The 26,006-nt window shown below is 70.1% G+C and carries 19 protein-coding genes; 6 read left to right on the forward strand and 13 right to left on the reverse strand.

The genetic code is table 11. From position 1 onward, the window contains the following. Positions 1-43 precede the first annotated feature (43 nt). The gene (locus F8566_RS11920; protein ID WP_192809644.1) at positions 44-3,754 is read left to right on the forward strand and encodes an nSTAND1 domain-containing NTPase; all 3,711 of its coding nucleotides are present in this window, start codon (positions 44-46) and stop codon (positions 3,752-3,754) included. 7 nt (positions 3,755-3,761) lie between these two features. On the opposite strand, the gene F8566_RS11925 is transcribed toward F8566_RS11920, so the two are convergent. From F8566_RS11925 to F8566_RS11955, 7 genes are all read right to left on the reverse strand, one after another. After that, the gene (locus tag F8566_RS11925) at positions 3,762-4,580 is read right to left on the reverse strand and encodes an exonuclease/endonuclease/phosphatase family protein (RefSeq protein ID WP_151560256.1); all 819 of its coding nucleotides are present in this window, start codon (positions 4,578-4,580) and stop codon (positions 3,762-3,764) included. Positions 4,581-4,691: 111 nt separating this feature from the next. Beyond that, positions 4,692-5,630 carry a polysaccharide lyase family protein gene (locus tag F8566_RS11930; RefSeq protein ID WP_151560257.1) on the reverse strand — a complete coding sequence of 313 codons (939 nt, stop codon included), beginning with the start codon at positions 5,628-5,630 and terminating at the stop codon, positions 4,692-4,694. A 1-nt stretch (position 5,631) separates the two neighbouring features. After that, positions 5,632-7,221, reverse strand: coding sequence for an alkaline phosphatase D family protein (locus tag F8566_RS11935; protein WP_151560258.1), 1,590 nt, complete (start codon positions 7,219-7,221; stop codon positions 5,632-5,634). 91 nt (positions 7,222-7,312) lie between these two features. Further along, a complete protein-coding gene (locus tag F8566_RS11940) occupies positions 7,313-8,170 on the reverse strand; it encodes a carbohydrate ABC transporter permease (RefSeq protein ID WP_151560259.1) in 858 nt (285 codons plus the stop codon). Next, a complete protein-coding gene (locus F8566_RS11945; protein ID WP_225993081.1) occupies positions 8,167-9,231 on the reverse strand; it encodes a carbohydrate ABC transporter permease in 1,065 nt (354 codons plus the stop codon). The genes F8566_RS11940 and F8566_RS11945 overlap by 4 nt, the downstream gene beginning before the upstream one ends. A 43-nt stretch (positions 9,232-9,274) precedes the next feature. Continuing rightward, a complete protein-coding gene (locus tag F8566_RS11950; RefSeq protein ID WP_151560260.1) occupies positions 9,275-10,570 on the reverse strand; it encodes an ABC transporter substrate-binding protein in 1,296 nt (431 codons plus the stop codon). After that, positions 10,567-11,937, reverse strand: a complete 1,371-nt coding sequence (locus tag F8566_RS11955) for a Gfo/Idh/MocA family protein (protein WP_151560261.1) — start codon at positions 11,935-11,937, stop codon at positions 10,567-10,569. Before F8566_RS11955 ends, F8566_RS11950 begins: the two co-directional genes overlap by 4 nt. A 102-nt stretch (positions 11,938-12,039) precedes the next feature. On the opposite strand from F8566_RS11955, the gene F8566_RS11960 reads away from it, so the two are divergent. The 3 genes from F8566_RS11960 to F8566_RS11970 all read left to right on the forward strand — a co-directional run bounded on the left by F8566_RS11960 (position 12,040) and on the right by F8566_RS11970 (position 18,262). Continuing rightward, on the forward strand, positions 12,040-13,233 hold the full coding sequence (locus tag F8566_RS11960) for an ROK family transcriptional regulator (RefSeq protein WP_225993082.1): 1,194 nt from the start codon (positions 12,040-12,042) through the stop codon (positions 13,231-13,233). A 177-nt stretch (positions 13,234-13,410) separates the two neighbouring features. Then, positions 13,411-17,178 (forward strand): glycoside hydrolase family 2 TIM barrel-domain containing protein, encoded by a 3,768-nt coding sequence (locus F8566_RS11965; protein WP_151560263.1) that lies wholly within the window; start codon positions 13,411-13,413, stop codon positions 17,176-17,178. Between the two features lie 16 nt (positions 17,179-17,194). After that, positions 17,195-18,262 carry a PQQ-dependent sugar dehydrogenase gene (locus tag F8566_RS11970; RefSeq protein ID WP_151560264.1) on the forward strand — a complete coding sequence of 356 codons (1,068 nt, stop codon included), beginning with the start codon at positions 17,195-17,197 and terminating at the stop codon, positions 18,260-18,262. On the opposite strand, the gene F8566_RS11975 is transcribed toward F8566_RS11970, so the two are convergent. From F8566_RS11975 to pdhA, 4 genes are all read right to left on the reverse strand, one after another. Then, positions 18,259-18,990 carry a maleylpyruvate isomerase family mycothiol-dependent enzyme gene (locus tag F8566_RS11975; RefSeq protein WP_151560537.1) on the reverse strand — a complete coding sequence of 244 codons (732 nt, stop codon included), beginning with the start codon at positions 18,988-18,990 and terminating at the stop codon, positions 18,259-18,261. The genes F8566_RS11970 and F8566_RS11975 overlap by 4 nt on opposite strands. A gap of 92 nt (positions 18,991-19,082) precedes the next feature. Further along, the gene (locus tag F8566_RS11980) at positions 19,083-20,384 is read right to left on the reverse strand and encodes a dihydrolipoamide acetyltransferase family protein (RefSeq protein ID WP_151560265.1); all 1,302 of its coding nucleotides are present in this window, start codon (positions 20,382-20,384) and stop codon (positions 19,083-19,085) included. Then, on the reverse strand, positions 20,381-21,397 hold the full coding sequence (locus F8566_RS11985) for an alpha-ketoacid dehydrogenase subunit beta (protein WP_151560266.1): 1,017 nt from the start codon (positions 21,395-21,397) through the stop codon (positions 20,381-20,383). The genes F8566_RS11980 and F8566_RS11985 overlap by 4 nt, the downstream gene beginning before the upstream one ends. A 12-nt stretch (positions 21,398-21,409) precedes the next feature. Continuing rightward, a complete protein-coding gene (pdhA, locus tag F8566_RS11990; protein WP_151560267.1) occupies positions 21,410-22,483 on the reverse strand; it encodes a pyruvate dehydrogenase (acetyl-transferring) E1 component subunit alpha in 1,074 nt (357 codons plus the stop codon). A gap of 143 nt (positions 22,484-22,626) precedes the next feature. Here pdhA and F8566_RS11995 point away from each other — a divergent pair, with 143 nt between their 5' ends. Further along, positions 22,627-23,271 (forward strand): GntR family transcriptional regulator, encoded by a 645-nt coding sequence (locus tag F8566_RS11995; protein ID WP_151560268.1) that lies wholly within the window; start codon positions 22,627-22,629, stop codon positions 23,269-23,271. A gap of 123 nt (positions 23,272-23,394) precedes the next feature. Beyond that, on the forward strand, positions 23,395-24,759 hold the full coding sequence (locus F8566_RS12000) for a glycoside hydrolase family 43 protein (protein ID WP_225993083.1): 1,365 nt from the start codon (positions 23,395-23,397) through the stop codon (positions 24,757-24,759). Positions 24,760-24,792: 33 nt separating this feature from the next. Here F8566_RS12000 and F8566_RS12005 read toward each other — a convergent pair whose 3' ends face one another. Further along, a complete protein-coding gene (locus tag F8566_RS12005; protein WP_151560269.1) occupies positions 24,793-25,176 on the reverse strand; it encodes a PPOX class F420-dependent oxidoreductase in 384 nt (127 codons plus the stop codon). Positions 25,177-25,188: 12 nt separating this feature from the next. After that, complete coding sequence (locus F8566_RS12010; protein ID WP_318836404.1) at positions 25,189-25,989, reverse strand: DUF6597 domain-containing transcriptional factor; 801 nt, start codon at positions 25,987-25,989, stop codon at positions 25,189-25,191. Between the last annotated feature and the right edge of the window lie 17 nt (positions 25,990-26,006).

The raw sequence follows: 26,006 nt of genomic DNA on the forward strand, positions 1-26,006 counted from the left end.
TGTCCGTCATGGGTGGGCGCGAGCGCCGGACAACGGGGGTGACGTGGGAAGACCGGAGCGACCGCTGGATCCGCACGCCGGTCCCGTCGAACGGCTCGCCTGGGAGCTGCGACGGCTCCGCGAGGAGGCGGGGCGCCCGAGCTATCGGGAGCTGGCCCAGCGCGCACACTTCGCGCGCAGCAGCCTCGCCGAGGCCGCCACCGGTCTGCGGCTCCCGACGCTGGAGGCCACGCTCGCGTACGCGACCGCCTGCGGTGCGGACCCCGCGGAGTGGGAGAGACGCTGGCGCGAGACCGAGGCCGAGCTGGCCCACACCCGGCGGCGGTGCCCCTACCCGGGCCTCACGCCGTTCGGCGGTGACGACGCCGATCTGTTCTTCGGCCGTACCGCCCTCGTGGAGGATCTGCGCAAGGCCGTCGAACGGGCCCGGCTCATCGCCGTCTTCGGGGCGTCCGGCAGCGGCAAGTCGTCGCTTCTGCTGGCCGGTCTGGTTCCGGCGCTGGCCGCGGAAGGGACTCCCACGGCGGTCATGACCCCGGGCGGCCATCCCGCCACCGAGCTCGCCCGTCACCTGGAGTCGCTGGGCGCGGAGGGCGGTTCGTCGCGCGAGAAGGCGGCCGCCGTTCTGGTCGTCGACCAGTTCGAGGAGATCTTCGCGCCCTGCGTCGGCCAGGAGGAACGGTCCGAGTTCCTCGCCGCGCTGGTCGCCGCGACCACCGGCGAGGAACAGGTCACGGTGGTCCTCGGCGTCCGCTCGGACTTCTACGGGCACTGCGCCGCCGAGCCGGCGCTGGCCGCGGCCCTCCCGGACGGCGTACAGCTGCCGGTCGGGCCGATGTCGCAGGAGGATCTGCGCGCCATCGTCGTCGAGCCGGCCGCCCGGGTCGGGTTGAGCGTCGAGCCGGACCTGGTCGCCACCGTCATCGCTGAGGCTGTCGGCCGGCCTGGGGCGCTGCCGCTCGTCGCGCACGCGCTTCGGGAGACCTGGCGACGGCAGCGCGGCGACACGTTGCGGCTGGCCGACTACGAAGCCGCCGGGGGCGTCGGTGGAGCGATCGCCAAGACCGCCGAGTCGGTCTACGAGGAGCTCGACGAGCCACGGCGCGAGATCGCCCGCAACGTGTTCCTGAGGTTGACGGTCCTGGGCGAGGATACCGAGGACACCCGCCGCAGGATCGACCGCGACGAGCTGACCGGCCTTGCCGACCCCGGCGAGATCGACACAGTGCTGGAGGCACTGGCAGGCGCGCGACTCGTCGTCATGGACGAGGGCATCCTGGACGTTTCGCACGAAGCCCTGATCGACGCCTGGCCGCGGTTGCGGGAGTGGCTCGACAAGGACCGCGAGGCACTGCGACGCCGTCAGTGGCTGACCCATGCCGCCGCCGACTGGGACCGCAACGCGCGGGATCCGGAGCTCCTGTTCCGGGGCTCCCGGCTGGCCGAGTGGGACGACGGCGATTTCGCTGGGCTCAACGAGGTGGAGCAGGCGTTCCTCGCCGCGGGCAGGCTGGCAGAGACGGAGCGCGTCGTCGCCGCCCGCCGTCGGCGACGCCAGAGGACGGGCGGCCTGGGGCTCGTCGCGATGGTGGTCGCCGTGCTGGTGGTGATCGCTCTGGTCCAGGCGGACCGCGGCGCCGATGACCGTGACCGCGCGTTCTCCCGCAAGCTTGCCACCGAGGCGCGGCGGCAGCTCACCATCGACCCGTCGCTGGCGCTCCTGCTGGCGACCAAGGCTTACGAGACCGCGCCCACGGCCGAGGCCGACAGCGTGCTCCGCCAGGCCGTCCTCGACTCGCGACTGCGCTGGAGCAGCGCGACCGGGCTGCAGATCGCGCGGGGCATGGCGGCCAGCGCCGACGGGACCACGATCGCGGTGTGGGGTGACGGGCGCGAGCCCGGGACGACGGTGCAGCTCTGGCGCTGGAACGGCGGTGCCCTGGCCAAGGACGGCCCGGACCTGGCCCCGCGGCAGACCGTGACCGGTGTGGCGGTCAGCGCGGACGGGCGGCGCCTCGCCATCGCAGGAAAGATCGTCGGCGGGGCCCACGCGGTCACCGTGTGGGAACTTGCCGGAGAACGGAGACGCACGAAGGTATTGAGCGTGGGCGGATCCGGCACGCTCGGCGCCGCGTTCTCACCAGATGGCCGCCTTGCCGGATTCCAGGGGCGTGTCCTGAAGATCTGGGACCTTGACGGAACGAGGAAGACAGCTGACCTCCGGGCCTTGGGGCCGTTCCAGTCGGTGGCCTTCAGCTCTGACGGTGACCGTATGGTGACCGGGGGCCTCGGGCTGCCGGCGCGCCTGTGGGACGTGACCGGCCCACGTCTCAAGGGCCTCCAGACCGCCGTCAGCGGGTCGCCGGAGAAGGTGGCCCTCAGCCCTGACGGCATCTGGGCCGCATCGGCCGAACTGCAAACCGCGTACCTGCGCACCGCGCGAGGCTGGCCGGCGCGAGAGGAATGGAAGCCCCAAGGGCAGTTGCGCGGCCATGGCGACACGGTGGGCGATGTGGTGTTCAGTAAGGACAGCGGACGGCTGGCGACGTTCGCCAACGACCGGACGGTGCGGGTGTGGTCGACCGGAAGCACGCTCGACCCCTTCGTCTTGAGGATGCCGACGGAGAGTGCCAGAGGCGTGGCGTTCGCGCCCGACGGCCGGTCGCTGGCGGGTGTGTCCGGTGACGGCACACTGAACGTCTGGAACCTCGATGCCGGTGCGTCGCCCGTGACGAGCACGCTCGGCGCGCATTCCGGCCGGTACGGCCGGTCGATCAGCGCGGATGGCCGCTACGTGGCAGGCCTCGCCGCAGATGGTGATGACACGGTCGTGGTGTGGGACACCGTCCGCGGCGGTGCGCCGATCCTGGACCGGCGGCTGGCCCGGGGGGAAGCGCAGGCGGTGGCGCTCAGTCCCGACGGCCGCAAGGTCATCGCCGCGGGGAGGGGCCCGACCCGCATGTGGGATCTGCCCTCGGGCGGCGAGCCCATGGTCCTGCCGAGCAGGGGCGGGAGCGAACTCGTGTTCAGCCGGGACGGCCGGTCGCTGGCCGTCGCGGCGACCGCCGGCCCCAAGGTGTGGCGGCTTCCCGACCAAGGCCCGCCGGCCGAGGTCACCGGTTGGCGGCGTGCGAAAGAGGCCAGCAGCCATGTGGGCGGGCTCGCGTTCAGCCCCGATGGCAGTCGGCTGGCCGGAGGCCGCGAGGACAACTCCGTCTGGGTCTGGGATCTGACGCCAGGGAAGGAGCCGCAGATTCTGCGTGGCTCCCGCAGGAAAGTGGATGAACTGGCGTTCAGCCCCGATGGCCGCCTTCTCGCGGGCGCGGCGGACGACGGCGACGTCTGGATCTGGGACCTGGCCGAGCGAGGCGCGGTCCGCAGGGTTCTGAAGGGCGACGGAACGGACCTCGTCCTGGGGCGCCAGCTGGCGTTCAGCCCGGACGGGAACTGGCTCGCCACCACCGAACCCGCAGGCGGGCTGCGCCTGTGGCCGGTCGACGGTGGTGCCGACCCCTTGGTGTTCAGCGGGATCGGCACCACCGTCGGGCTGCTGGCGTTCGACGGGAAGAAGGTCGTCGCCGCGCTCACAGGTGACGTCGGTCCGAGCGGCGCCGTTCTCTGGCAGCCGCCCGCGCGCGTCCGGATGTGGGAGTGCGAGGTGTGCGGGCCTGGTGACCAGGTGCTCGGCTTGGCCCGCCGACGCGCAATCCGGGCCTTCACTCCTGAGGAACGGCGCCTCTATCTGGAGCGCTGAAGGCGGTTCAGGTACCGAGGTCCACCCAGAACGCGTCGTGGTCGGTGTAAGGCATGTGGGCGTGGTTGTGTCCCTTGATGGGAAGGCCCTTGTAAACGATCGCGTGCTGGACGTCGTTGTCACTCTTGCGGACGAACGCCGACGGAACGCATTGCTGGACCTTGTCCTTGTTGTAGCGCAGGTTGAGGTCGCCGATCAGGAACATCTTGTGGCTTCCAGCGAAGTCCCGTCCCCGGCGCATCGCCTCCTTGCATTGCCTGAGTGCTGTCTTCTTCGACTTGTTGGTGAGGTGGGTCGTGCAGGCGACCATGCTGGCGGTGTGGCGGCAGCCGATGGTACGGCGTTCACCCTTGGAAGACTGAGCGGTCAATACCCTGTAGAAGAGACGCTTGGCGCTTTCCTTGGTGAGAACCGCGTTGCCGAAGACCTGTTTGTTCTTGCATCTGACGTATCCCTTCTTGTTTTCTCTCTGTGTGGGGAAGAAGGAGTAGCGGAACTTGGTCGCCTTAGCGATCCTTGCGGGGTCGTTGCGGCAGACCTCATTAAGTGTGACGACCCAGGGCTTGCGCTTCTTGATCTGGGCGATGGCGGAGTTCACCGCCAATCCGCCGCTATAGCACCCGGCTCCACCGCCGTTGCAGAGGTTCATCTGCAGGACTCTGCGGTCAGCGCCCAGCGTGGTGGCATCGTCTTTCGCGGCCGGTGCCGGGCTTGCGATGGGCGCCGCCGATTTGGCCGGCGTCGAGGGGGAGGCCTCAGCCATTCCCGCGGTTCCGAGCACCAGCAGCGGGCTGATGGCCGCAACAGCGAGAGTAGTTGGTTTCACGTGATTTTCTCCTCACCTGGAAGGGGCGAGGAGAACGCTAGAAAGAAGCGGTTGCGAAGTGGTTGCTGATGGCCGCGGTTGTGGGCCGCGGCCATCACTACGGACGAGTGGTCAGCGGGTGAAGATGCCGAGGGCGTCGTAGACGTGCCAGGAGCCGATCTTCTTGTCGATGGTCAGCACGTTCTCACCGGCCTTCAGGGCGGAGGCCGGGACGGGGAGCTCCACATAGGACGGCTTGAGGGGGGTGCCGGGAACGGTGGCGTCGCCCTCCAGAGAGCCCCGGCTGGCGCCGCGTTCCAGCTGCACCTCGCTGATCTGCGTGCCGTTGACGGCGAGCGTGACCGCTCCGGCGAGGGAGGCGTGCGTGTCCAGCAGCCAGATCGCCAGCCAGGTTTCGGCGGTCGGAACGGCGTCCAGGGCGAAGCGGAAGGTGGCTCGGCTGGGCTTGTTGCCGGCCCAGGCGTCGGACGGGCCGGGCTGGATGTAGGACCAGTCGCTCTCGGGCTTGCTCGTGCCGAACGTGTAGTCCACACCGTTCGGGAACTTGGTGCGGTACTGCGCCGACAGGTTGGGGGCGAGCGCCATTTCCAGGCTCTTGTGGTCGAACGACCCCACGGTGGCGATCGGCTTGCCGGAGACGACGACCGATTCGGTGCTGTGGCCGGAGACCTCGGCCGAGGGGCGGCTGCGGTTGCCTGCGGCGTCCACCACCACGATCCGGTAGTGCCAGTCCTGGCGGTTGCCGCCCATGCGGTCGTGCGCGAACGAGGCGTAGATGGTCTTGGCGATGAGCGTGTCCGGGCCGATCTTGAAGCCCGGAGTGCGGGCGCCGTAGACGGCGTAGTGGTCGACGAACGGCTTGTACGGGTCGCCCTCCCAGCTCAGCCGGATCCGGCCGACCTCGCCCTTGGCGCGGAGCCGTCGGACGGGACGCGGACCGGCCGCGGCGGAGGCCTCGGCGGGGAGGACGGCGAGAGGCGCCGCGGTGACGGCGGTGGCGGCGAGGCCGAGGGCGGTGCGGCGTGCCAGTGGCCGGTTCTGCTCAGTCATCTCATACCTCTCGCATCAGGCCGGGCTTGCCGGCCTCGGTGACGAAGCGGGCCGCGGTCGTGACCGGGCCACCGGGACGGCTGACGAATTCGACGCGGCGGAAGTCCGAGGTGAGTGTCGTCGGCGTCATGCGGGCGGTGACGTAGCCGCGGCGGGCGTTGTAGTACTTGACGTGCGGGTTGGCCAGCCACAGCTTGGCGAAGCTGTCGGTCTCGGCGCCGTCGCCGTCGGAGCCGACCGAGCTGCAGACCAGCTCGGTGCCGATGGCGGGGGAGTCGGGGTTCTTCCAGTCGGCCTTGAGTTCGGCGGCGACGGCGCGGTGGATGTCGCCCGACAGGACCACCGGGTTGGCGATCTTGTGTTTGCGGAAGGCGTTCCACAGGCGGTCGCGGTTGGCCGGGAAGCCGTCCCACATGTCGTTGCTGTAGAGCTGTCCCGGACCGGTGTCGCGGTCGATCTCGGCCATGACGACGCCGGTGGCGAGGATGTTCCAGGTGGCGTTCGACTTGCCGAGGCCGTCGTACAGCCACTTTTCTTGTTTCGCGCCCAGCATCGTGCGCTTGGGGTCGTGCCGCTCGGGTGAGTTGTCGATCACGGCGCCCGCCGGGTAGATGTCGCGGTACTGCCGGTTGTCGAGCATGTCGATCTGGGCGAGGCGGCCCCACGTGAAGCGCTGGTAGAGCGCGAGGTCGGGGCCGTGCGGCTTGACGGTGCTGCGCAGCGGGAGGTTCTCGTAGAACGCGCGGTACGCGACGGCGCGGCGGCGCAGGAAGTCGGCGGGCGGGATGCCCGTCTCCGACCACTCGTCGGCGTAGTTGTTCTGGACCTCGTGGTCGTCGGTGGTGAACACCCACGGCGCGGAGGCGTGGGCGGCCTGCAGGTGGGCGTCGGTCTTGAAGAGGGAGTAGCGCAGGCGGTACTGCTCCAGCGTCACGATCTCCGTGCCGTGTTCGGGGCCCAGCGGCAGCGGCTCCTGGCGCCACCAGTTGTTCTTGGTGATGCCGTACTCGTAGATGTAGTCGCCCAGGAAGAAGACCAGGTCGAGGTCCTGCTTGGCCATGTCCTCGTACGCGGTGAAGTGCCCGTGGTACCACGCGGCGCACGACGCCGAGCCGAAGCGCAGCTCGGTGGGCATGGAGCGGGGGTGAGGCGCGGTGCGGGTGCGGCCGACCGGGCTGATCTCGTTGCCGACGCGGAAGCGGTAGAAGTACTCGCGGCCCGGCCGCAGCCCGTGCACCTCGGCGTGCACAGAGTGCGCCAGCTCCGGGGTGGCGAGGGCCTGGCCCCGCTTGACCACCTTGGTGAACGCCTCGTCCTCGGCGACCTCGTACCGCACGGTGTAAGGGCGGAGCGGCATGCCGCCGTGGCCGTCGGCCTCGATCGGCTTGGGTGCGAGGCGGGTCCACAGGACGAAGCCGTCGGGCCACGGGTCGCCGGAGGCGACGCCGAGACCGAACGGATCGCCCGGAATCTTGCCGCCGGCGTTCTCCTCGGCGGCGGCATGGCCGGTGCCGAGTGCGAACGCGGCGGTGCTGACGCCGGTCATCGCCAGGAAGGAGCGGCGCCCGGGGGCGGGCAGGGGTGATCTCATGCGCGGTACTCCAGAGGGGATTGGGCCCGATGGTGAGCAGACTGGAGGGAACGATGAAACGGGAGGTGAAGCCGGACCTAGCAGAAGATGATCACTTGAGGCCGCCGGAGGTGAGCCCGGCGACGATGCGGCGCTGGAAGATGAGGACGACGGCCACCAGCGGCACGGTCACGATGACCCCGGCCGCCATCTGGGTGCCGAACGGCTGGTCGAAGCCGTGCTGGCCGGTGAACTGGGCCACGATCACGTTGGCGGTCTTGGTGGACTGCTCGTTGACCATGCTCACCGCGATCATGTACTCGTTCCACGCCACCACGAACGTGATGATCGCCGTGGTGAAGACGCCCGGTGCGGCCAGCGGCAGGATGACGCGCCGGAACGCCTGGCCCGCCGTGCAGCCGTCCACCATCGCCGCCTGCTCCAGCTCGAACGGGAGCTGCCGGAAGAAGACGGTCAGGTTCCAGACGGCGAGCGGCAGCGCGAACGACAGGTTGGGCACGATCATCGCCTGGTAGGTGTTGATCCAGCCGATGTCGGTGAACAGCCGCAGCAGCGGGACGATGAGCAGGCTGACCGGGAACATCGAGGTGGACACGATCAGCGCCAGCACCAGCCGCTTGAAGCGGAACTCCAGCCGGGCCAGCGCGTACGCGGCCGACACCCCGACGATCAGCGTGAGCACGGTGGTCAGCCCGGCCACGATGAGGCTGTTGCCGAGTGCCCGGACGAAGCCGTTGTCCGCGTCGAACACCGCCCGGTAGTTCTCCAGCGACCACGGTCGCGGCAGCGGGGACATGTCGAGGATGTCGTTGGTGCGGCGGAGGCTGGAGACGATCATCCAGTAGAAGGGCGCCAGGCAGAACACCACCACGGCGATCATGGTCAGCGGGTCGGTGAGCCGCTTCAGCCCGCGCGGGCCACCGCGGCCGCTCATCTCGCGGGTGGTCATTTTGCGGTGCCCCTTCCGAATCGGGCTGTACGTCGGGGGGTGTGGGGGGTTGTCCCCCCTCGGGGGACAAAGTCGGCGCCCAGCAGCCGGACGAAGACGTACGCGGCGAGGATGATGTAGAGGAACAGGGCGATCGCGGAGGCCGCCGCCGGGCCGAACCGCAGGTTCATCGCCTCGTCCCAGGCCAGCTGGGACAGCGTCTCCACCGACGGCTTGCGGGTGCCGATGAGGACCTGCGGCACGTCGAACATGCGGAGCGAGTCCAGCATCCGGAACATCACCGCGACCAGCAGCGCCGGCTTGACCATCGGCAGCGTGATGCTCCAGAACCGCTGCCACGCGTTCGCCCCGTCCACCCGCGCCGCCTCGTACACCTCCTGCGGGATGATCTGCAGTCCCGCCAGGACGAGCAGGGCGACGAACGGCGCGGTCTTCCACGTGTCGGCCAGGATCACCGCGTACTTGGCCGCCGCGCCGTCGGCCGTCCAGAGCACCTCACGGCCGAGCACCGCGTTGGCCACGCCGTCCGCCGAGAAGATCCACCGCCACAGCAGCGCGGAGATGGCGGTGGGGATCGCCCACGGCACCAGCACGCTCGCCCGGAACAGCGCCCTGCCCCGGAACGCCCGGTGCATCAGCAGCGCCATGCCGAGCCCGAGGATGGTCTCGAGCACGACGGTCGTGACGGTGAAGAACGAGGTGTTCCAGAGCGCGTTCAGGAACCGGTCGCCGGTCTCGCCCCGGAAGAGATCGGCGTAGTTCCTCACCCCGCTGAACCGCGTGCCCTCGACCACCAGGCCGTCCGCGTCGAGTTCCTCGCTGGTGGTGTGCAGCGAGTCCCAGACGGCCACCGCGATCGGGAACGCGATCACGACGCCGAGCACGGCGAGGGTGGGCGACAGCAGGGCGGCGGCCAGCCGCCCCTGGCCGTCCGCCCGGCGAGATCGTCCCCTGCCGGACCGTCCCTTGCCGGACCGCCCGCGGCCGGTGGGAGTCGGCCCGCCAGGGGACGCCGCCGGCGGCGACCCGGCGGGTGCGTGTCCGGTGCTCGTGTGGCTCAACGTGACTCCTGTGATCCGCGTCCGGTGACTGGTCCGCGCCGGGTCAGTCGGTCAGGCCGGACAGCGCCGTCTGCAGGTCGGTCGAGGCCTGGTCGACGGTCTTCTTGCCGGTGATGGCGGCGGTGACGTTGTCCTGGATCGCCGCGCTGACCTCGCTGTACTTCACCGCGACCGGGCGCGGCTTGGCGGCTTGGAGGCTCTTCTTCAGCACGGGGAGGTACGGGTAGAGCTTGACCATCGCGGGGTCGTCGTACAGCGCCGTGCGCGACAGCGGGAACGACTGCTCCTTGCCGTACTCCCGCTGCGTCTCCAGGCTCACGATGTAGGTGATGAAGTCACGCGCGGTGGCCTGGTGCTTGGAGAACGCCGACACCGACAGGTTGTTGCCGCCGAGCGTCCCCGACCCCGGGCCGTCCTTGCCCGGCAGCGGGACGACGTCGAACTTGCCGTTCACCTTGGACGAGCCGTCCTTGGCCGAGGCCATCGCGTACACGTACGCCCAGTTGCGGTGGAAGACGAGCTTGCCGTCCTGGAACGCGCGGCGGCCCTCCTCTTCCTTGAGCGTCACGCCCTTGGACGGGATGGTGCCCTGCTTGAAGCCGTCCACCAGGAACTGCAGCCCCGCCTTGGCTTGCGGCGTCGTCACCTGCGGCTTCCCGGAGGCGTCGAAGACCTGGCCGCCCGCGGACTGGACCGCCTCGGAGAAGTTGACGGTCAGGCCCTCGTACTTGTCGTACTGGCCCGCGAAGCAGTCGACGCCCTTGCCCTCGGGGGTCTTCTTCACCTTGGCGCAGGCGTCGGTGAGCTCCGTCCAGGTCGTGGGCGGGCTCTTCACCCCGGCGGCCTTCAGCAGGTCGGTCCGGTAGTAGAGGATGCCGGTGCCGGTCAGCCAGGGCGCCGCGTACAGCTTGCCGCGGTACTTGCCCGTCTCCAGCGCGGCCGGCACGAACGTGGACGGGTCGAGCTTGGACTCGTCCAGCGGCAGGACCCAGCGGCGCGCCGCGAACTCGGCCGTCCACACCGCGTCCAGCCGGATCACGTCGTACGCGTTGGACTTGATCTGCGCGTTCTGGACCAGCTGCTGCCGGGTCTGGTCACCGTCCTCCGGCAGCTCGATGATCCGGACCTTCTCGTTAGGGTGCGCCGTGTTCCACTTGCCGACGAGCATCTGGATGGTGCCGGTCAGGTCCTTGCCGGTGGCGAACGTGATCGGGCCGCGCGCGTCGTTCGTCGCCGTGGACGAGGAGCCCTTGTCGTCGCTCCCGGATCCACATGCGCTGAGGGCCAGCGTCAGGGCGATCGCGGTAGCCGCGGTGCCCGTGAGGGTCATGGTGTTCATTGGGCCGTGCCTTTCGCGGGGGATGTGGAGGAAGGGGAGGAGGAGGTCGGGGGGGAGGAGGTCACGTCGACTACGGTGCCGGAATGGCGTGCGCGTTCGGCCGCCCAGACCACCCGGTGGGCGGCCAGGCTCTCGCGCGCGTCGGAGGGCAGGAGGGAGGGGTCTCCGGTGGCGATCGCCGCGATGAACGCGTCGGCGAGGGCGTCGTCGGCGTCGTCGTGGCGGCCGTCCGGCGAGCGGTGGTGGTCGGCCGTCTCGAAGATCTCCTCCTCGCCGGTGACGAAGTCGCGCAGGGTCAGCCGCGCGCCGTCGCCCTCGATGAAGCCCGCCGTGCCGAAGATCCGGGTCTGGCGCTGGACGTACGGGGAGAACGCCGTCATGGTGAACGCCCCCGTCGCCCCGGACGGGAACTCCATGTTGACGACCTGGTGGTCGACCACGTCGTTGTCACCGGCGTACACGCACCGCCCGTAGGGTCCCTCGCGCAGCGCGGTGCGCACCCCGGCCTCGGTGTGGTCGGTGGTGACCACGCTCAGCGGCCACGCCCGCAGGTCGGGGTCGTCCAGGCAGGACAGGTAGAGCCGCGTGGCCGAGTACGGGCAGGTCGGCTCGACCTTGCAGTCCAGGCAGCGGTCGGCGGCGCCGGCCGGCCGGTTCTCCGGCCGGAAGTGTGAGAGCCGGCCGAACGAGGAGACCCGGGCCGGGACCTCGCCCATCACATGGATGATCCAGTCGATGTCGTGGCACGACTTGGTCATCAGCATCGGGCCGGACTCGTCCTCGCGCCGCCAGTTGCCGCGCACGTACGAGTGGGCCTGGTGCCACCACCCGACGGGCTCCAGATGCTGGATGCTGATCGGGGTCCCGATCCGCCCCGCCGCGATCAATTCCCTGATCACGGCCGTGTAGGGCGTATAACGGAGCACGTGACAGACCGCGAGCGTGGAGCCGTTCCGCTCGACGGCCTCCAGGATCGCGGCCGCGTCGGCCTCGTTGGTGGCCATCGGCTTCTCCAGCAGGATGTGGTAGCCGAGATCGGCGAACCGGACCGCCGGCTCGGCGTGCTCGGCGTCCTGCGTCGCGATGATCATTCCGTCCGCCAGCCGTCCGGCGGCGGCGAGGTCGCGCCAGTCGGCGAACACCCGCTCCGGCGGGATGCGGTGTTCGGCGGCGAACCGCTCGCGCCGCACCGGGTCCGGTTCGGCCACCGCGACCACGGTCGCGCTGTGCCCGCCAGAGGGGGGAGGAGCCCCCACGCCCCCCGGCGTGGCTCCGCCGCGAGCGGAGGTGGCCAGGGCGCGGCGCGCGTACGTGGCGCCCCGGATCCCGGCCCCCGCCACGGCGAGCGTGACCCCCGATGCATCCATCGCGTCGTGCCTCCTGACCTGCGCGAGTATTTACGAAAGTTCATTTCGTAAGTAGGTTGCGCAATAATGTTCCCGTACCCCCTATCCATGTCAAGAGGTCCCGTGTCCGAAGTTCCACTGCATGGGGGAGACCCGTCGGTGCTCCGGCGGCTCAACTCCGTGGCCACGCTGCGCGCGCTGCGCGGTGGCGGTGAGCCCACGCTGTCCGAGCTGGCCAAGCAGGTCGGGCTGTCGCGGCCCACCACCGAGGGTGTGCTCGGCGAGCTGGTGGAACGCGGGCTGGTCGAGGAGGTGCCGCCGCGTTCGGGCGCCGGCCTGGGCCGTCCCGCGCGGCGCTACCGGTTCCGCGCCGAAGCCGGCTACGCGCTCGGCATGGAGATCGAGTCGCACCGGGCCCGGATCTTCGTCGCCGATCTGGACGGCGAGGTCGTCGGCGGCCACAGCGTGGAGCTGGACGTGGACTGGGAACCGCCCGAACGGCTCGCGGCGGTCCGCGCCGCGGTGAAGACCTGCCTGGCCCGGGCCGGCATCGAACGCTCGGCGCTGTGGGCGGTGGCCGCCGGGACCCCGGGCGTGATCGCTCCGGACGGCACCGTGGCGATCTGCACGGTCGTGCCCGGCTGGCAGGGGCTGCACCTCGCGCGCGAGCTCGGCCGGTCGTTCTCCTGCCCGGTGTACGTGGAGAACGATGCCAACCTGGCCACCGTCGCCGAACGCTGGCGCGGCGTGGCCAAGGACGTCGATGACGTGATCTACGTGCTGGCCCAGCTGCACACCGGCATGGGCGCGATCATCAACGGGCGCCTGCACCGGGGGCGCTGGGGTGCGGCCGGTGAGGTCGGCATGCTGCCCGAGCTGGGCCTGCGCGACACCACGGCCGCGCTGTCCGGCGCGATGTCGCCGCTGGACGCGGGCGCCGGCGAGGGCGGCGGGGAGAGCTCCGGCGGGGGCTCCGGCGGAGGCCGGGACGCCGGCGCCGAACGGGTGCTGGACGCGGCCATGCGCGGAGACCCCGAGGCGGTCGCGCTGGTGGAGCGGCTCGCCGCCCGCATGGCGCGCGGCATCGCCGCCATGGCGCTCGCGCTGGACCCGGAGATGATCGTCGTCGGTGGCGAGCTCACCCACACCGGGGACCGGCTCGTGGAGGAACTGCGGCGGCACGTCCGCCCGCTGTGCCTCGGCCCCACCCGGATCGAGGCCTCGACGCTGGGCGACGAGGCGGTCGGGCTCGGCGCCGTGCGCCTCGCCCTGGACCAGATCGACGAACGGCTCTTCAGCATCGAGACGGCCTCCTAGGGCGTGTCCCGGCACGCCCCAGGGATCGCGTCAGCCCAATAGGATCAGGGGCCCCACATCGTTGACGGCGACGCCTTGTCGATCTAGCGTCCCAGGAGTACTTCTTCACCACAACAGTCGGAACCTGTGCCGGGTGCAGTCAGGGGGCGCGCCCACCCACTGAGGAGGCGCGCAGTAATGGCGCTACGTCCCCCCTTCCACTCCCTGACCGTTTGCCTGGCTGTCCTCGTCGCCGTGGCCTCGCTGGCCTGGCCGCGTTCCGTCTCGGCGGCGCCGTGGTCTGGTGCGGCATCTGCTCCGCCGTCCGACGTCTACACCTACCTCGACGACCCGCAGATGGTGGCCGAGGGGCAGGAACCCGCGCACGCCATGCTCCGGCCGAGCGAGCGGCGATGGTCGCGGACGCTGGACGGGGAATGGCGGCTCCAGATGGCCGAACGACCCGGTGAGGTGCCCGCCGGGTTCTACCGCAAGGGTTACGACACGTCCCGGTGGCCCAAGGTGAAGGTCCCGCACACCTGGCAGAGCGACCGCATTGACCATCCGGTCTTCCGCAACATCCCGACCGAGGTCTGGCCGGACAATCCGCCGAAGACCCCGCGCGACATCAACCCGACCGGCGCCTACGTCAAGCGCCTGGACGTGCCGGACGGCTGGGGCGACCGGCGCACGGTCCTCCGCTTCGAAGGCGTGACCAGCGCCTACTTCGTCTGGGTGAACGGGGAGTACGTCGGCTACGACCAGGGCGGCTACACGCCCGCCGAATTCGACGTCAGCGCTCACGTGCGCGAGGGTGCCAACACGGTCGCGGTGCAGGTCCACCGGTGGAGCGCCGGCTCGTACCTCGAAGACGTCGACCAGTGGCGCTACAGCGGCATCTTCCGTTCGGTGTGGGCGTACTCCACTCCCAAGACGTTCGTGCGCGACGCGTACATCACGACCGATCTGGACGCCTCGTACCGCGACGCCACCCTCAACGCCGATCTGACCCTCGCCAGCGCGCAGGGCGCCGCGCGGGTCGAACAGGGTGGCGAGCACACCGTCCGTGCCACCCTGCTCGACCCGCGTGGCAAGCCGGTGCGGCGCTTCGCGGGCAAGGTCGACGTCACCGGCGACACGGCGAGCCTGCGGCTGTCCACGCCGGTCGCGAACCCGGCCAAGTGGTCGGACGAGACCCCGAACCTCTATCGGCTGGCCCTCGAACTGGTCGCTCCCGGCGGCCGCGTCACCCAGACCACGAGCGAGACCGTCGGCTTCCGCGAGATCGAGATCCGGGACCGGCAGCTGCTCGCCAACGGGAAGCGCATCCTGATCAAGGGGGTCAACCGCGCCGAGACCGACCCCGACACCGGGCGGCACCAGACCAGGGAGCGGCAGGAGTCCGACGTCGCGCTGATGAAGCGGCTCAACGTCAACGCGGTCCGCACCTCGCACTACCCGTCCGACCCCTACCTCTACGAGCTGGCCGACCGCCGCGGGCTGTGGGTCGACGACGAGGTCGACATCGAGACCCACAACCTGGAGAACTGCGGCCTGCCCGCGGGCCATCCCCGGGACTGCCTCGCCGACCGGCCCGAGTGGCAGAAGGCGTTCCTCGAACGGTTCCAGGCGATGGTCGCGCGCGACAAGAACCACCCCAGCGTCTTCCTGTGGGACACCGGCAACGAGGCGGGCCTCGGCATCGCGCACACCAAGATGGCCGAATGGGCACGGGCCGCCGACCCGACCCGGCCGCTCTACCACCAGTCGAACTCGCCGGACGGCGACGCCCCGTTCGCCCACGTCTGGGGGCCGCGCTACCCGACCCCGGCGCGCCTGGCGGCGCAGGCCCTCACCACCTCCAAGCCGATCATCATGGGGGAGTACGCCCATGCGATGGGCAACAGCCTCGGCAACTTCCGTGAGTTCTGGGAGGTCGTCCGCAAGTACCCGCAGGTCCAGGGCGGCTTCATCTGGGACTGGGCCGAGGCCAACATGCGGCATCCGATCATCACCACCCCCGACTCCTCACCCAGCAAGATCAAGAGTTGGCTGCAGGGGTTGCCGAAGACGGTGGACGGCCATCGCGGTAAGGCCCTGTACTTCTCCGGGCTGGACGACTTCGTGGAGGTCTACCGGGACCGGCGGCTCGACATCACCGGCGACCAGGTCACGCTGGACTCGTGGGTGAAGCCCGCGAAGCCCTGGACGGGCGACTTCACGATCGTCACCAAGGGCGACAAGCAGTACGGCCTCAAGATGTCGAACGAGACCACGCTGGAGTTCTTCATCTACAGCGGCGGCACCTGGCGGACCGTTCGGGCGCCGGTGCCCGCCAACTGGCACGACACGTGGCACCGGGTGACCGGGGTCTACGACGGCCGCGCGGTGCGGCTGTACGTGGACGGCAAGGAGGCCGCGAACGTCCCCTACAGCGGCACCATCGCCTGGTCGTCCGCGGACGTCAACGTGGCCCGCAACTCCGAGATCATGCAGGACAACTACAGCGGCCGCATGGCCCACGGCTCGATCGACGACGTCCGGATCTACAGCCGCGCGCTGACCGCCGCCGAGCTCGGCGCCGGCGCCGATCCCACCAAGGACGCGGTGCTGGCGCTCGACTTCGACGACTTCGAGCGGAAGGGGTCCTTCCTGTCCAACGGCCAGAGCCTGTCCGGCGTGGACGGCCTGGTCGGCTCGGACCGCTACCTCCAGCCTGAGCTGGCGCAGCTGTCCTGGGTGCAGTCACCGATCCGCGTCACCCGTACGGGCGAGCAGGTCTCCGTCGCCAGCGAGCGTGCGTTCGACGGAACCGGCGACCTCAAGCTGCGCTGGCGCTACACCGAAGGCCGCCGCACGCTGCGGTCGGGCAGCCTGCCGCTCAAGCTGGAACCGGGCGGCTCGGCGCCGGCGCCGGTGCCGCCGCCTCCCGCGAATCCGTCCGGCAACGAGCGGTGGCTCACGGTCGAGGCGGTGCTGGCGAAGCGGACCTGGTACGGCCCGGCCGGGCACGTGGTCGGCTTCGGGCAGTTCCCGGCCGGCGGGACGGCGGTGCCGGGGATTCAGGTGCCGTCGAAGGGGAAGGTGGAGACGACGCAGAACGGCAAGGAGATCGTCGTGTCCGGCCCCGACTTCCGGTACGTGTTCGACCGGGCCAAGGGCACGCTCAGCTCGATGCGCCACAAGGGCGTCGAGCTGCTGCGCACGGGTCCGGAGCTGGACGTGTGGCGCCCGCCGATCAGCAACGAGACCTACACCTGGGGCCGCGCCGAGGGCGAGGACTGGCGCCTGGTGGGGCTGGACCGGCTCGTCACCACACCCACGTCGATCACGGTCACCCCGGGCGACAAGGCCACGATCGGGATCACCAGCAGGGCATCGGCGCCCGGTTACGCCGACGCGTGGCTCGACCAGACCACGACGTACGTGGTGGACGGCTCAGGGCAGATCGAGCTGAGCCACCGGGTCAGCCCGCAGGGACGTGTCCGTGCCGTTCCGTACCTGGCGCGGGTGGGCTTCACGCTGAAGATGCCCGACACGTTCAAACGCTTCTCGTGGTACGGGCGCGGACCTGTGGAGAACTACAACGACCGCAAGGACGGCACTCCCATGGGCGTCTGGTCGTCGTCCGTGGACGACCAGTACGTCTCGTACTACCAGCCTCAGGATTACGGCAACCACGACGACGTTCGCTGGGCCACGCTCACGAACGCCCGCGGCAACGGTCTCCTCGTAGGCGGTGACCTGGAGGTCAGCGTCACCCCGTACGACGACCTGGACCGCGCCCTCTATCCGTTCGCCCGCGTACGCAATCCCGGGTGGAACACCTTCCACGTCAACCACGCCGTCACCGGCGTCGGGGACACTCCCAACCCCGTACGCCCCGAATACCAGGTCCGGCAGGACCGCGACCACGCCTACTCCGTTGTGATCCGGCCCGTGACCCGGGACTCCGCCCCCCGCTGAAGATTCGAGGACCGATATGAGGCTCCGCGCGCTCATCCTCGGAGTTGCCCTGACCGTCACACCCCTGTCCGCAGCCTCGGCCGTCGACGCCGCCTCGGCGGCCGAGCCCGAATTCGACTTCACCAAACCCGACGTGGTCGCCACCGGCCTCGTCGTGCCCTGGGGCTTGGCGTTCCTGCCGGACGGCAGTGCCCTGGTGTCCGAACGCACGAGTGCCCGCATCCTCCGCCTGGCCCCCGGCTCCCCACCCACAGAGGTCGCCCGGCTCACCGGCGTCCAGCCGGCGGGCGAAGGGGGCCTCCTAGGCCTGGCGGTCAGCCCGACCTACGCCCAGGACGGTTACGTCTACGCGTACTACACGGCCGCGAACGACAACCGGATCGTCCGCTTCAAGCTCGCAGCCACACCCAGCCAAGAGGTCGTCCGCTCTGGCATCCCCAAGGCGTCCATCCACAATGGCGGGCGCATTCACTTCGGCCCTGACGGGATGCTCTACGCCGGAACGGGCGACGCGGCGCAGACCGCCAACGCCCAGAACCCTTCTAGCCTCGGCGGGAAGATTCTCCGGATGCGCCCCGACGGCTCCGCGCCGCCGGACAACCCCAACGCGTCCTCCGTCGTCTACACGCTCGGGCATCGCAACGTCCAAGGCTTCGGCTGGGGCGGCGGCCATATGTACGCCACGGAATTCGGTCAGAACACCTGGGACGAGGTCAACCACATCACAGCCGGAGCCAACTACGGCTGGCCCAATGTGGAAGGGAAAGGCGGCGAGCCCACTTACCGCGATCCCATCGTCACCTGGACCACCGCCCAAGCCTCACCCAGTGGGGGCACCGTCGCAGGCGACACGTTCTACGCCGCCGCCCTGCGCGGCACCCGCCTGTGGCAAGTCCCGCTGAACGGCACCGGCGGAACGTCCGGCACACCCACCGCAGCACTCACCGGCACCTACGGTCGCCTACGCGAGGTGGCCGTGGGACCCGACGGCCATCTCTGGATCGCCACCAGCAACCGCGACGGCCGAGGCAACCCCACCTCTGCCGACGACCGGGTGATCCGCTTCCCGCAGGTCGGCCGTTAGACGGCGTAGTTGCGCAGGACGGCAAGTGCCTGCGCGCCGTGGGGCCCGGTCGCCTCCAGCCTGGAGGCGGCCGGAGCCAGGCGCCGTGCGCCGACGCGGCAGAAGTCGCCGGCAGGCCCGGTGATTCTGGAAGGCGCGTCGGGATCGCCGAACGACCAGGTCTCGCCGTCGGGTGAGGTGAGCTCGACCCGCACGGGACCGCCTTCGATCCCCTCGGCATCGAAGGCATAGGGCAGCGTGCGGTGGCCGAGCCAGGCGATATGGCGCAGGCGAGCCGTGTCGGGATAGGGGATGCCGAGCGCGTCGGTGATGTCGTGCGCGTGCGTCCAGTGCTCGGCGATGCGGGTGGTGGCCAGCGCCGCCGCGGACATGCGGTTGGTGATCCAGCGCAGCCGCGTGCCCGGCGGAAGCCCGGCCAGCGCGTCCGGAATGCCGAAGGCGGCGGTGCGCCAGCGGGCCAGGATCTCGGCGGGGGAGGTGTCGCGCTGAGCGGCGACGATATCGGCCGCCCTGGCGTCGACCTCGCCGGGCCGGATGGCGCTGAAGACCTCCTCGTCGCCCGCGATCGACGCGGCGGCGAGCTCGTCGGTCTGGGAGAGATGCAGGACGACGTCGGCGACCGTCCACCCCTCGGCCGCCGACGGGTGCGACCACTGCTCGGGCGAGAGCGCGGTGAGAACGGCGTCGAGCGCTTCGTACTCGGCCCGGAGATCCGCGAAGACATCCATCACGGGGCCGACGTTACCGAATCAGATTCTGCTTGGGAATGCGTTGTGCCCGCCGCCCTACACCGGCGGCGGGCACACGCGCCTTCTCGTCGTCAGGCGACGATGAGGAGCGGCTGCTCCAGGAGCTCGACCAGGCGGGCCAGGAACTTGGCACCGGTCGCGCCGTCGATGGCGCGGTGGTCGAACGAGGCGGTCACGGACATGCGCTTGCCCGGGACGATCTGGCCGTCGCGGACGACCGGCTCGTCGCGGACGGCGCCCACGGCGAGGATGGCCGACTCCGGTGGGTTGATGACCGCCGAGAAGGAGTCGATGCCGAACATGCCGAGGTTGCTGACGCTGAACGTGCCGCCGCTCATCTCGTTCGCGCCGAGCTTGCCGTCGCGGGCCTTGGCGGCCAGCGCGCGGGTCTCCGCGCCGATCTCCGCCACGCCCTTGCGGTCGGTGTCGCGGATGACCGGGACCAGCAGGCCGCCGTCCACGGCGACCGCGACGCCGACGTGCACCCGCTTGTGGAAGAGCAGGTTCTCCTCGGTGAACGAGACGTTGATCTCCGGGTGCTCGCGCAGCGCGGTGGCACAGGCCTTGACGATCAGGTCGTTCACGCTGATCTTCACGGGGGCGAGCGCCTCGTTCAGCGTCGCCCGGAACGCCACCAGCGCCTCGGCGTCCACGTCGCGGGTCAGGTAGAAGTGCGGCGCGTTCCGCTTGCTCTCGGTGAGCCTGCGGGCGGCGACCTTGCGGAACCGGTTGAGCGGGACCGCCTCGGTGTCCTCGTCCACCTGCGGCATGACCGTCTTCGCGGGGGCCGCAGCCGGAGCCGCCGGAGCGGGTGCGGCTGCGGGGACGTCGCGGATCGCGGCCTCGATGTCGGCGCGGACGATGCGGCCGCCGGGGCCGGTGCCGGTGATCGTCGTCAGGTCGAGGCCGTGGTCGCGGGCCAGCCTGCGCGCGAGCGGCGACGACGGCGGACGGGAAACGGGTGCCCCGGCCGAGCCGTTCTGTGCCGGGACGGCCGCAGGCGGAGCGGTCGTGGCCGGGGTCGCGGGAACCGGAGTGGCGGCCGGAGGCGTGGCCGGAGTGGCGGCCGGAGGCACAGCCGGCTCGGGCTTGGCCTCCGGAGCCGGGGCGGGCGCGGGGGCTGAGGGCGCGGCGGCGCCCTTGGGGGCGATGACGGCGATCGGCGCGCCGATCGCGGCGGTCTCGCCCTCGGCGACGAGGATCTTCTCGAGCACGCCGGCCTCGTACGCCTCGTACTCCATGACCGCCTTGTCGGTCTCGATGTCGACGATGACGTCGCCGATCGCGACCTCGTCACCCGGCTGCTTCTGCCAGGAGCTGATGACGCCCTCCTCCATCGTGTCGGAGAGGCGGGGCATGAGGATCTCTGTCATCGGACGGTCTCCTGCAGGCGGCGGCCACGCGCGCGGAGCGTCTCGCGCACGGCGGTGATCAGTGAATCGGCGGAGGGCAGGGCGGCCAGCTCCAGCGGCTTGGAGTAGGGCAGCGGCACCTCGGCCATGGCCACGCGGCGCACCGGGGCGTCGAGCCAGTCGAAGGCGCCCTCCTGGATGCTGGCGGCGATCTCGGCGCCGATGCCGTACGTCAGCCAGTCGTCCTCGGCGACCACGGCGCAGCCGGTGCGGCGGACGGAGTCGACGACGGTCTGCCGGTCGAGCGGGCGCAGGCTCCGCAGGTCCACGACCTCGGCGGAGATGCCCTCGGCGGCCAGCGTCTCGGCCACCTCGGTGGCGACATGCGCCATCCGTGAATACGCGACGATCGTGATGTCCGTCCCGGGACGGGTGACGGCGGCCCTGCCGATGACGGCGGGCTCGATGTCGGGGATGTCCGCGGGAAGCTCGCCCTTGGTGTTGTAGAGCGCGAGGTTCTCCAGGAACAGCACAGGGTCGTCGTCGCGGATCGCGGCCTTGAGCATGGCGGACGCCTCGGCGGGCGTGCTCGGCGCCAGGACCTTCAGGCCGGGGATGAACGAGTAGAACAGCTCGACGTTCTGCGAGTGCGTGGCGCCCAGCTGCTGGCCGCCGCCGCCCGGGGTGCGGATGACCATGGGCACGCTGGCCTGGCCGCCGAACATCCCGTAGATCTTCGCCGCGTGGTTGACGATCTGGTCGAGCGCCAGCAGCGAGAAGTTGATCGTCATGATCTCCACGACCGGCCGCAGCCCGAGCATCGCGGCGCCGATCGCGGCACCGACGAAGCCCTCTTCGGCGATCGGAGTGTCCCTCACCCGCCGCGGTCCGAACTCCTTCAGCAGCCCTTCGGTGATCTTGTACGAGCCCTCGAAGACGCCGATCTCCTCGCCCAGGAGGAAGACGTTCTCGTCGCGGAGCATCTCGGCGCGCAGGGTCTCCCGGAGGGCCTGGCGGTAACTCGTCGTTGCCATGGGTCGCCCTCCTCAGGCCTGGAATACCGGGTCGGCGGGAAGGCGGCGCAGCTCGCCCTCGACCGGCGTCGCGTAGGTGTAGTCGAAGAGCGTCGACACGTCCGGGTGCGGGCTCTGGTCGGCGAACGCGGCGGCGTCCTCGACCTCGGCGGTCACCTCGGCGTCGAGCTTCTCGTGGTCCTCAAGGTTGAGGACCCCGGCCTCCTCCAGCTCCAGCGCCATGCGCGCAAGCGGATCGGCGGCCTTCAGGGCCTCCTTCTCCTCCTTGGAGCGGTAGCGCGCGGGGTCCACGACCGAGTGACCCTTGAGCCGAAGGCTCGTGGCCTCCAGCAGATAGGGCTTGCTCTCCTTGCGGGCGCGCTCCACGGCGAGCTTGGCGGCCTCGTGCACGGCGACCACGTCATTGCCGTCCACCCGGGCGCTCTCCATCCGGTAGGCCGAGCCCCGCCGCCAGAGCTCGGGCTCCGCAGCGGAGTTCTCCACGGTCGTGCCCATGCCGAGCCCGTTGTTGATGATCACAAAGACGACCGGCAGATTCCAAAGAGCGGCCATGTTGAGCGACTCATGGAACGCCCCGATGGCGGCCGTTCCCTCGCCCATGTGGCACATCACCACGTCGTCGCCACCCTTGTACGAAACAGCCAGAGCAGCCCCGGTGGCCAAGGGCAGCTGCCCGCCGACGATCCCGTATCCACCGAGCAGCCGGGCCTCGGCGTCGAACATGTGCATCGACCCGCCCCAGCCCTTGGAGACACCGGTCGAACGCCCGTACAGCTCGGCCATCACCCGTCGCGGCTCGATGCCCTTGGACAAGGCATAGCCGTGCTCGCGGTAGTTGGTGAACAAATAGTCCGTGGGCCGCAGCGCCGACATCAGCCCCACGACGGTCGCCTCTTCACCCAGATTCAGATGGCAGTAGCCGCCGATCTTGGCCTCGGTGTAGGCCCGCGCCGCGCGTTCCTCGAAACGGCGGATCAGCAACATCTGCCGGTAGTAGGCGACAAGGGTCGCGGCATCGGTCGTGCGCCTGGCCGGGGTGCGGGCCTTGCGGGCCCGGGCCGGCTTGGCCTTGGTGGTCTCAGCCATCGCGTTCTTCTTCCGTGCGAGGGTGCGTGGCGCGGGGTCGCCGCCCACTAACCGATCATCATTGATCAATGATCGATCATTTAGGAGTCTACCAAGCCACGTCAAGGTTCACTTACGTCCACCGTCTGACCCGCACCTCTACGATGGTCAGCGTGAACGCCGCGACCGACGACGCTCCTTTGCTGCGCGCAGGACTCTCCCACCAGATCCGCGAGTTCATCGTGGACGGGATCTCCACGGGCCGCTGGGCACCCGGCGAGCGCATCGTCGAACGCCGCATCGCGACCGAGCTCGGAGTCAGCCAGGGCCCGGTCCGGGAGGCCCTCCGCCAGCTCGAGGCCCTCCGGCTGATCGAGTCGCTGCCCAACCGCGGCGCCCGCGTCCGCGCGTTCACCGAAAAGGACCTGGCCGAGATCTTCCCGGTCCGCGCCGGCCTGGAGCGCACCGCCGTCGAACTGGCCCTCCCTCACCTGGCCGACTGCCTCGACGCCCTGGAGGCCCAGAACCAGCGCCTCGCCGAAGCCGCCGAGACCGAAGATCTCCAAGCCCAGATGCGCCTGTCGATCGACTTCCACCGCGAGATCGTCGAGGCCTCGGGCAACCGCCTGCTGACGTCGGTCTGGGAGTCGCTCGGCATCGAGCTCTGGACAACGCTCTCCCTGCGCATCCACAGAACCGAGATCTACTCCAAATCGGCCGAGCACGCCCAGCTCATCGAGGCCTTCCGCCGCAACGACCCTGCTGCCCCCCAACTCCTCCACGACCACGTCATGAACTACGCCCCATGATCGGCGCGCCTGCACCCTCTTAGCCCGTCCCTTGACCGCCCTCATGGGCCCCTGTACGGTTTGGCCGATTTCAAGATCACTGTCCGATATTTCGGACAGCGCCGGGCCGTCGAGAGGACCGAAGTGAGTGCCCGTTCCAGAGCCTGGCTGCTGTTCCTCTCGATGCTGTCCGTGGCCCTGCTGGCGGCACCCGTGGCAGTCGCCGAAACACCGCCGTCCCGGGCCGTCTCCGGCACCACCCTCGACGGCCGCCTGAACGAGGCCGCCAAAGCGCTCACGGTCTGGGACGCCCACGACGTCCGCGGCAACATCACCCTGCCGGACAGGGGCCTCCACGGCGCCCGGATCTCCTGGAAGTCCACCGATCCCTCGACCGTCACCCGGACCGGCGAGGTGCGCCGGCCCGCGCATGGGAAGCGCCCCGCCACCGCGACCCTCACAGCGACCGTCAAGCTCGGGCACCGCCAGACCATGCGGCGCTTCGACCTCACGGTGCGCCCGCTGCCGAAGAAGCGGCCGCTGAAGGGCTACTTCTTTCCCTACTTCGCCGGGGAGAAGTACGCCGACGGCGAGCAGGTCTTCTTCGCCGCCAGCCGCGGCAACGACCCGCTGCGCTGGGACGACCTGAACGGCGGCACGTCGGTCCTGACCTCGACGCAGGGCGAGAAGGGCCTACGCGACCCGTTCATCATCCGTTCCCCCGAGGGCGACAAGTTCTACCTCATCGCCACCGACCTGAAGATCCACGGTGGCCCGGGGTGGGATCATGCGACGAGGCACGGCAGCAGGCACATCGAGATCTGGGAGTCCACCGACCTGGTCCGCTGGTCCGAGCAGCGCCACGTGCGGGTTTCCGACGACACCGCCGGCATGACCTGGGCACCCGAGGCGACCTACGACAAGAGGCTCGGCGCCTACGTCGTCTACTGGGCATCGAACCTCTACAGCGCCGACGACCCGGACCACCAGGGCACCGTCAACACCCGCCTGATGTACGCGACCACCCGCGACTTCCGCACCTTCTCCAAGCCTCGCGTATGGAAGGACACCGGCGCGAACAGCATCGACGCCACCGTCGTCCGCGACGGGGACTACTTCTACCGCATCAGCACGGACGACGGCGTCATCGGCTCCTGCACCGCCGACCTCGTCCTCGAGCGCTCCAAGTCCCTGACCGCGGTCGACCTCCCCGACACCAGGCCGCGGAACTGGCAGCTGGTGGACGACTGCATCAGGACCGACTTCGGTCTGGGCTGGCTGGAAGGCCCGACGGTCTTCAAGTCGAACACCGAAGACCGCTGGTACGCCTTCATGGACGAGTCCTCTGGCCGCGGATACATCCCGTTCACCACCCGCGAACTGGACAAGCCCAGCTGGAGCATCCCGGACGACTACGACCTGCCCTCCCGGCCCCGGCACGGCACGGTCCTGCCGATCACCAAGGCCGAACTCGACCGCGTCCGAGCCGCCTTCCCGCCCGCCAACTGAAGCGCCCTAGCCAGGAGCCACCAGGCATCGAACTCAGCCGACACCGGCGGTCTGTCGCTCGGGCTCGATCACGGCCACGACGCGTTCCTGGCCTCGCGGGTAGGGCATGCCGGTGTACTTCGTGGCCAGCTGGTCGATGATCTCCCACCCCGCGTCGCCCTCGATCCATTCGACGACGCGGCCACGGATGACGACGGGCTCGAACGGGTTGTCGACGGGTGCGATGGACAGCGCCATCCTGGGATCGCGGCGCAGGTTGCGGGCCTTGCGCATGCCCGGACCGGTGAAGAAGACGATTCGGTCGCCGCGGGTGCCGACGTACACGGGAGTGGTGTGGGGCGAGCCGTCGGGGAGGACGGTGGCGAGGTGAGCGATCGAGGTGCCGTCGAGTACGCGGCGTACGTTCGGGTCAAGCATGGGTCTGCTCCTTCAGGGGTTGTCGGCGCGCCACAGTGAACTCGGCTGGATCAGGCACGCGTGCGACATTAGGAGCGGCGTGACGACGGAGTCTTGAACGAATCGCGCAGAGTCAGACTCGTAGCGGCCTGCCTGGTCGGCGTACCCCGCGTCAACCGCCAGTCCCGCCATGCCGTCCGCACCACGCTGACCAGAGGACATGGGGCCGGCCTGCGCCAGCGCGAGGAAGCCCTGGAACCGCAACGTCCGCTGGAGGACCTTGGGGCTCACCCCGACCGCGTGCAGGCAGCGGCGGCGCAGCTGGCTCGCGGAGAGCGCCAGGTGGGTGGCCAGGGTGTCGATGTTGACCGGGTTCCAGGGCATCAGCGCTTTGACGGCTTCGCCCACCAGCGGATCCACGCATGGGACGCTTCGGAATTCCTGCACGAGGTGGGCCTGCACGAGCATGAGCGCCCGCTCGGGCGTCCTGGCCTGAGCCATCGCCTCCACGAGGCGGTCCCCCGAAGCTCCCCACAGCTCCGCCAGGGCCAGGCGCTGGTCCACCAGGTCGTCGAGCACCGTCGGAAGGGGCGGCGCGGTCCCTGGCCGGAACCGCACCCCCACGATGGTGGTGTGCGCCGGAATGACCTCGATCTCCGGACCGGTCAGCGGACCGGCCAGCTGGGGACGGCCACCGATCGGAAAGTGGATCTCGACCCCGCCCGTGGGCAGGTGCCGTTGCACGTACGCCGTCTCACCGGTGCGCTGGATCCAGACTGCCCGCACCATCCCCGCTAATTCCGGCAACGGCGGATGCTCAACGTAAGTCTCCATTACGGTCACCCTCGCAC

The sequence above is a fragment of the Actinomadura rudentiformis genome, assembly GCF_008923185.1.
Taxonomy (GTDB): Bacteria; Actinomycetota; Actinomycetes; order Streptosporangiales; family Streptosporangiaceae; genus Spirillospora; species Spirillospora rudentiformis.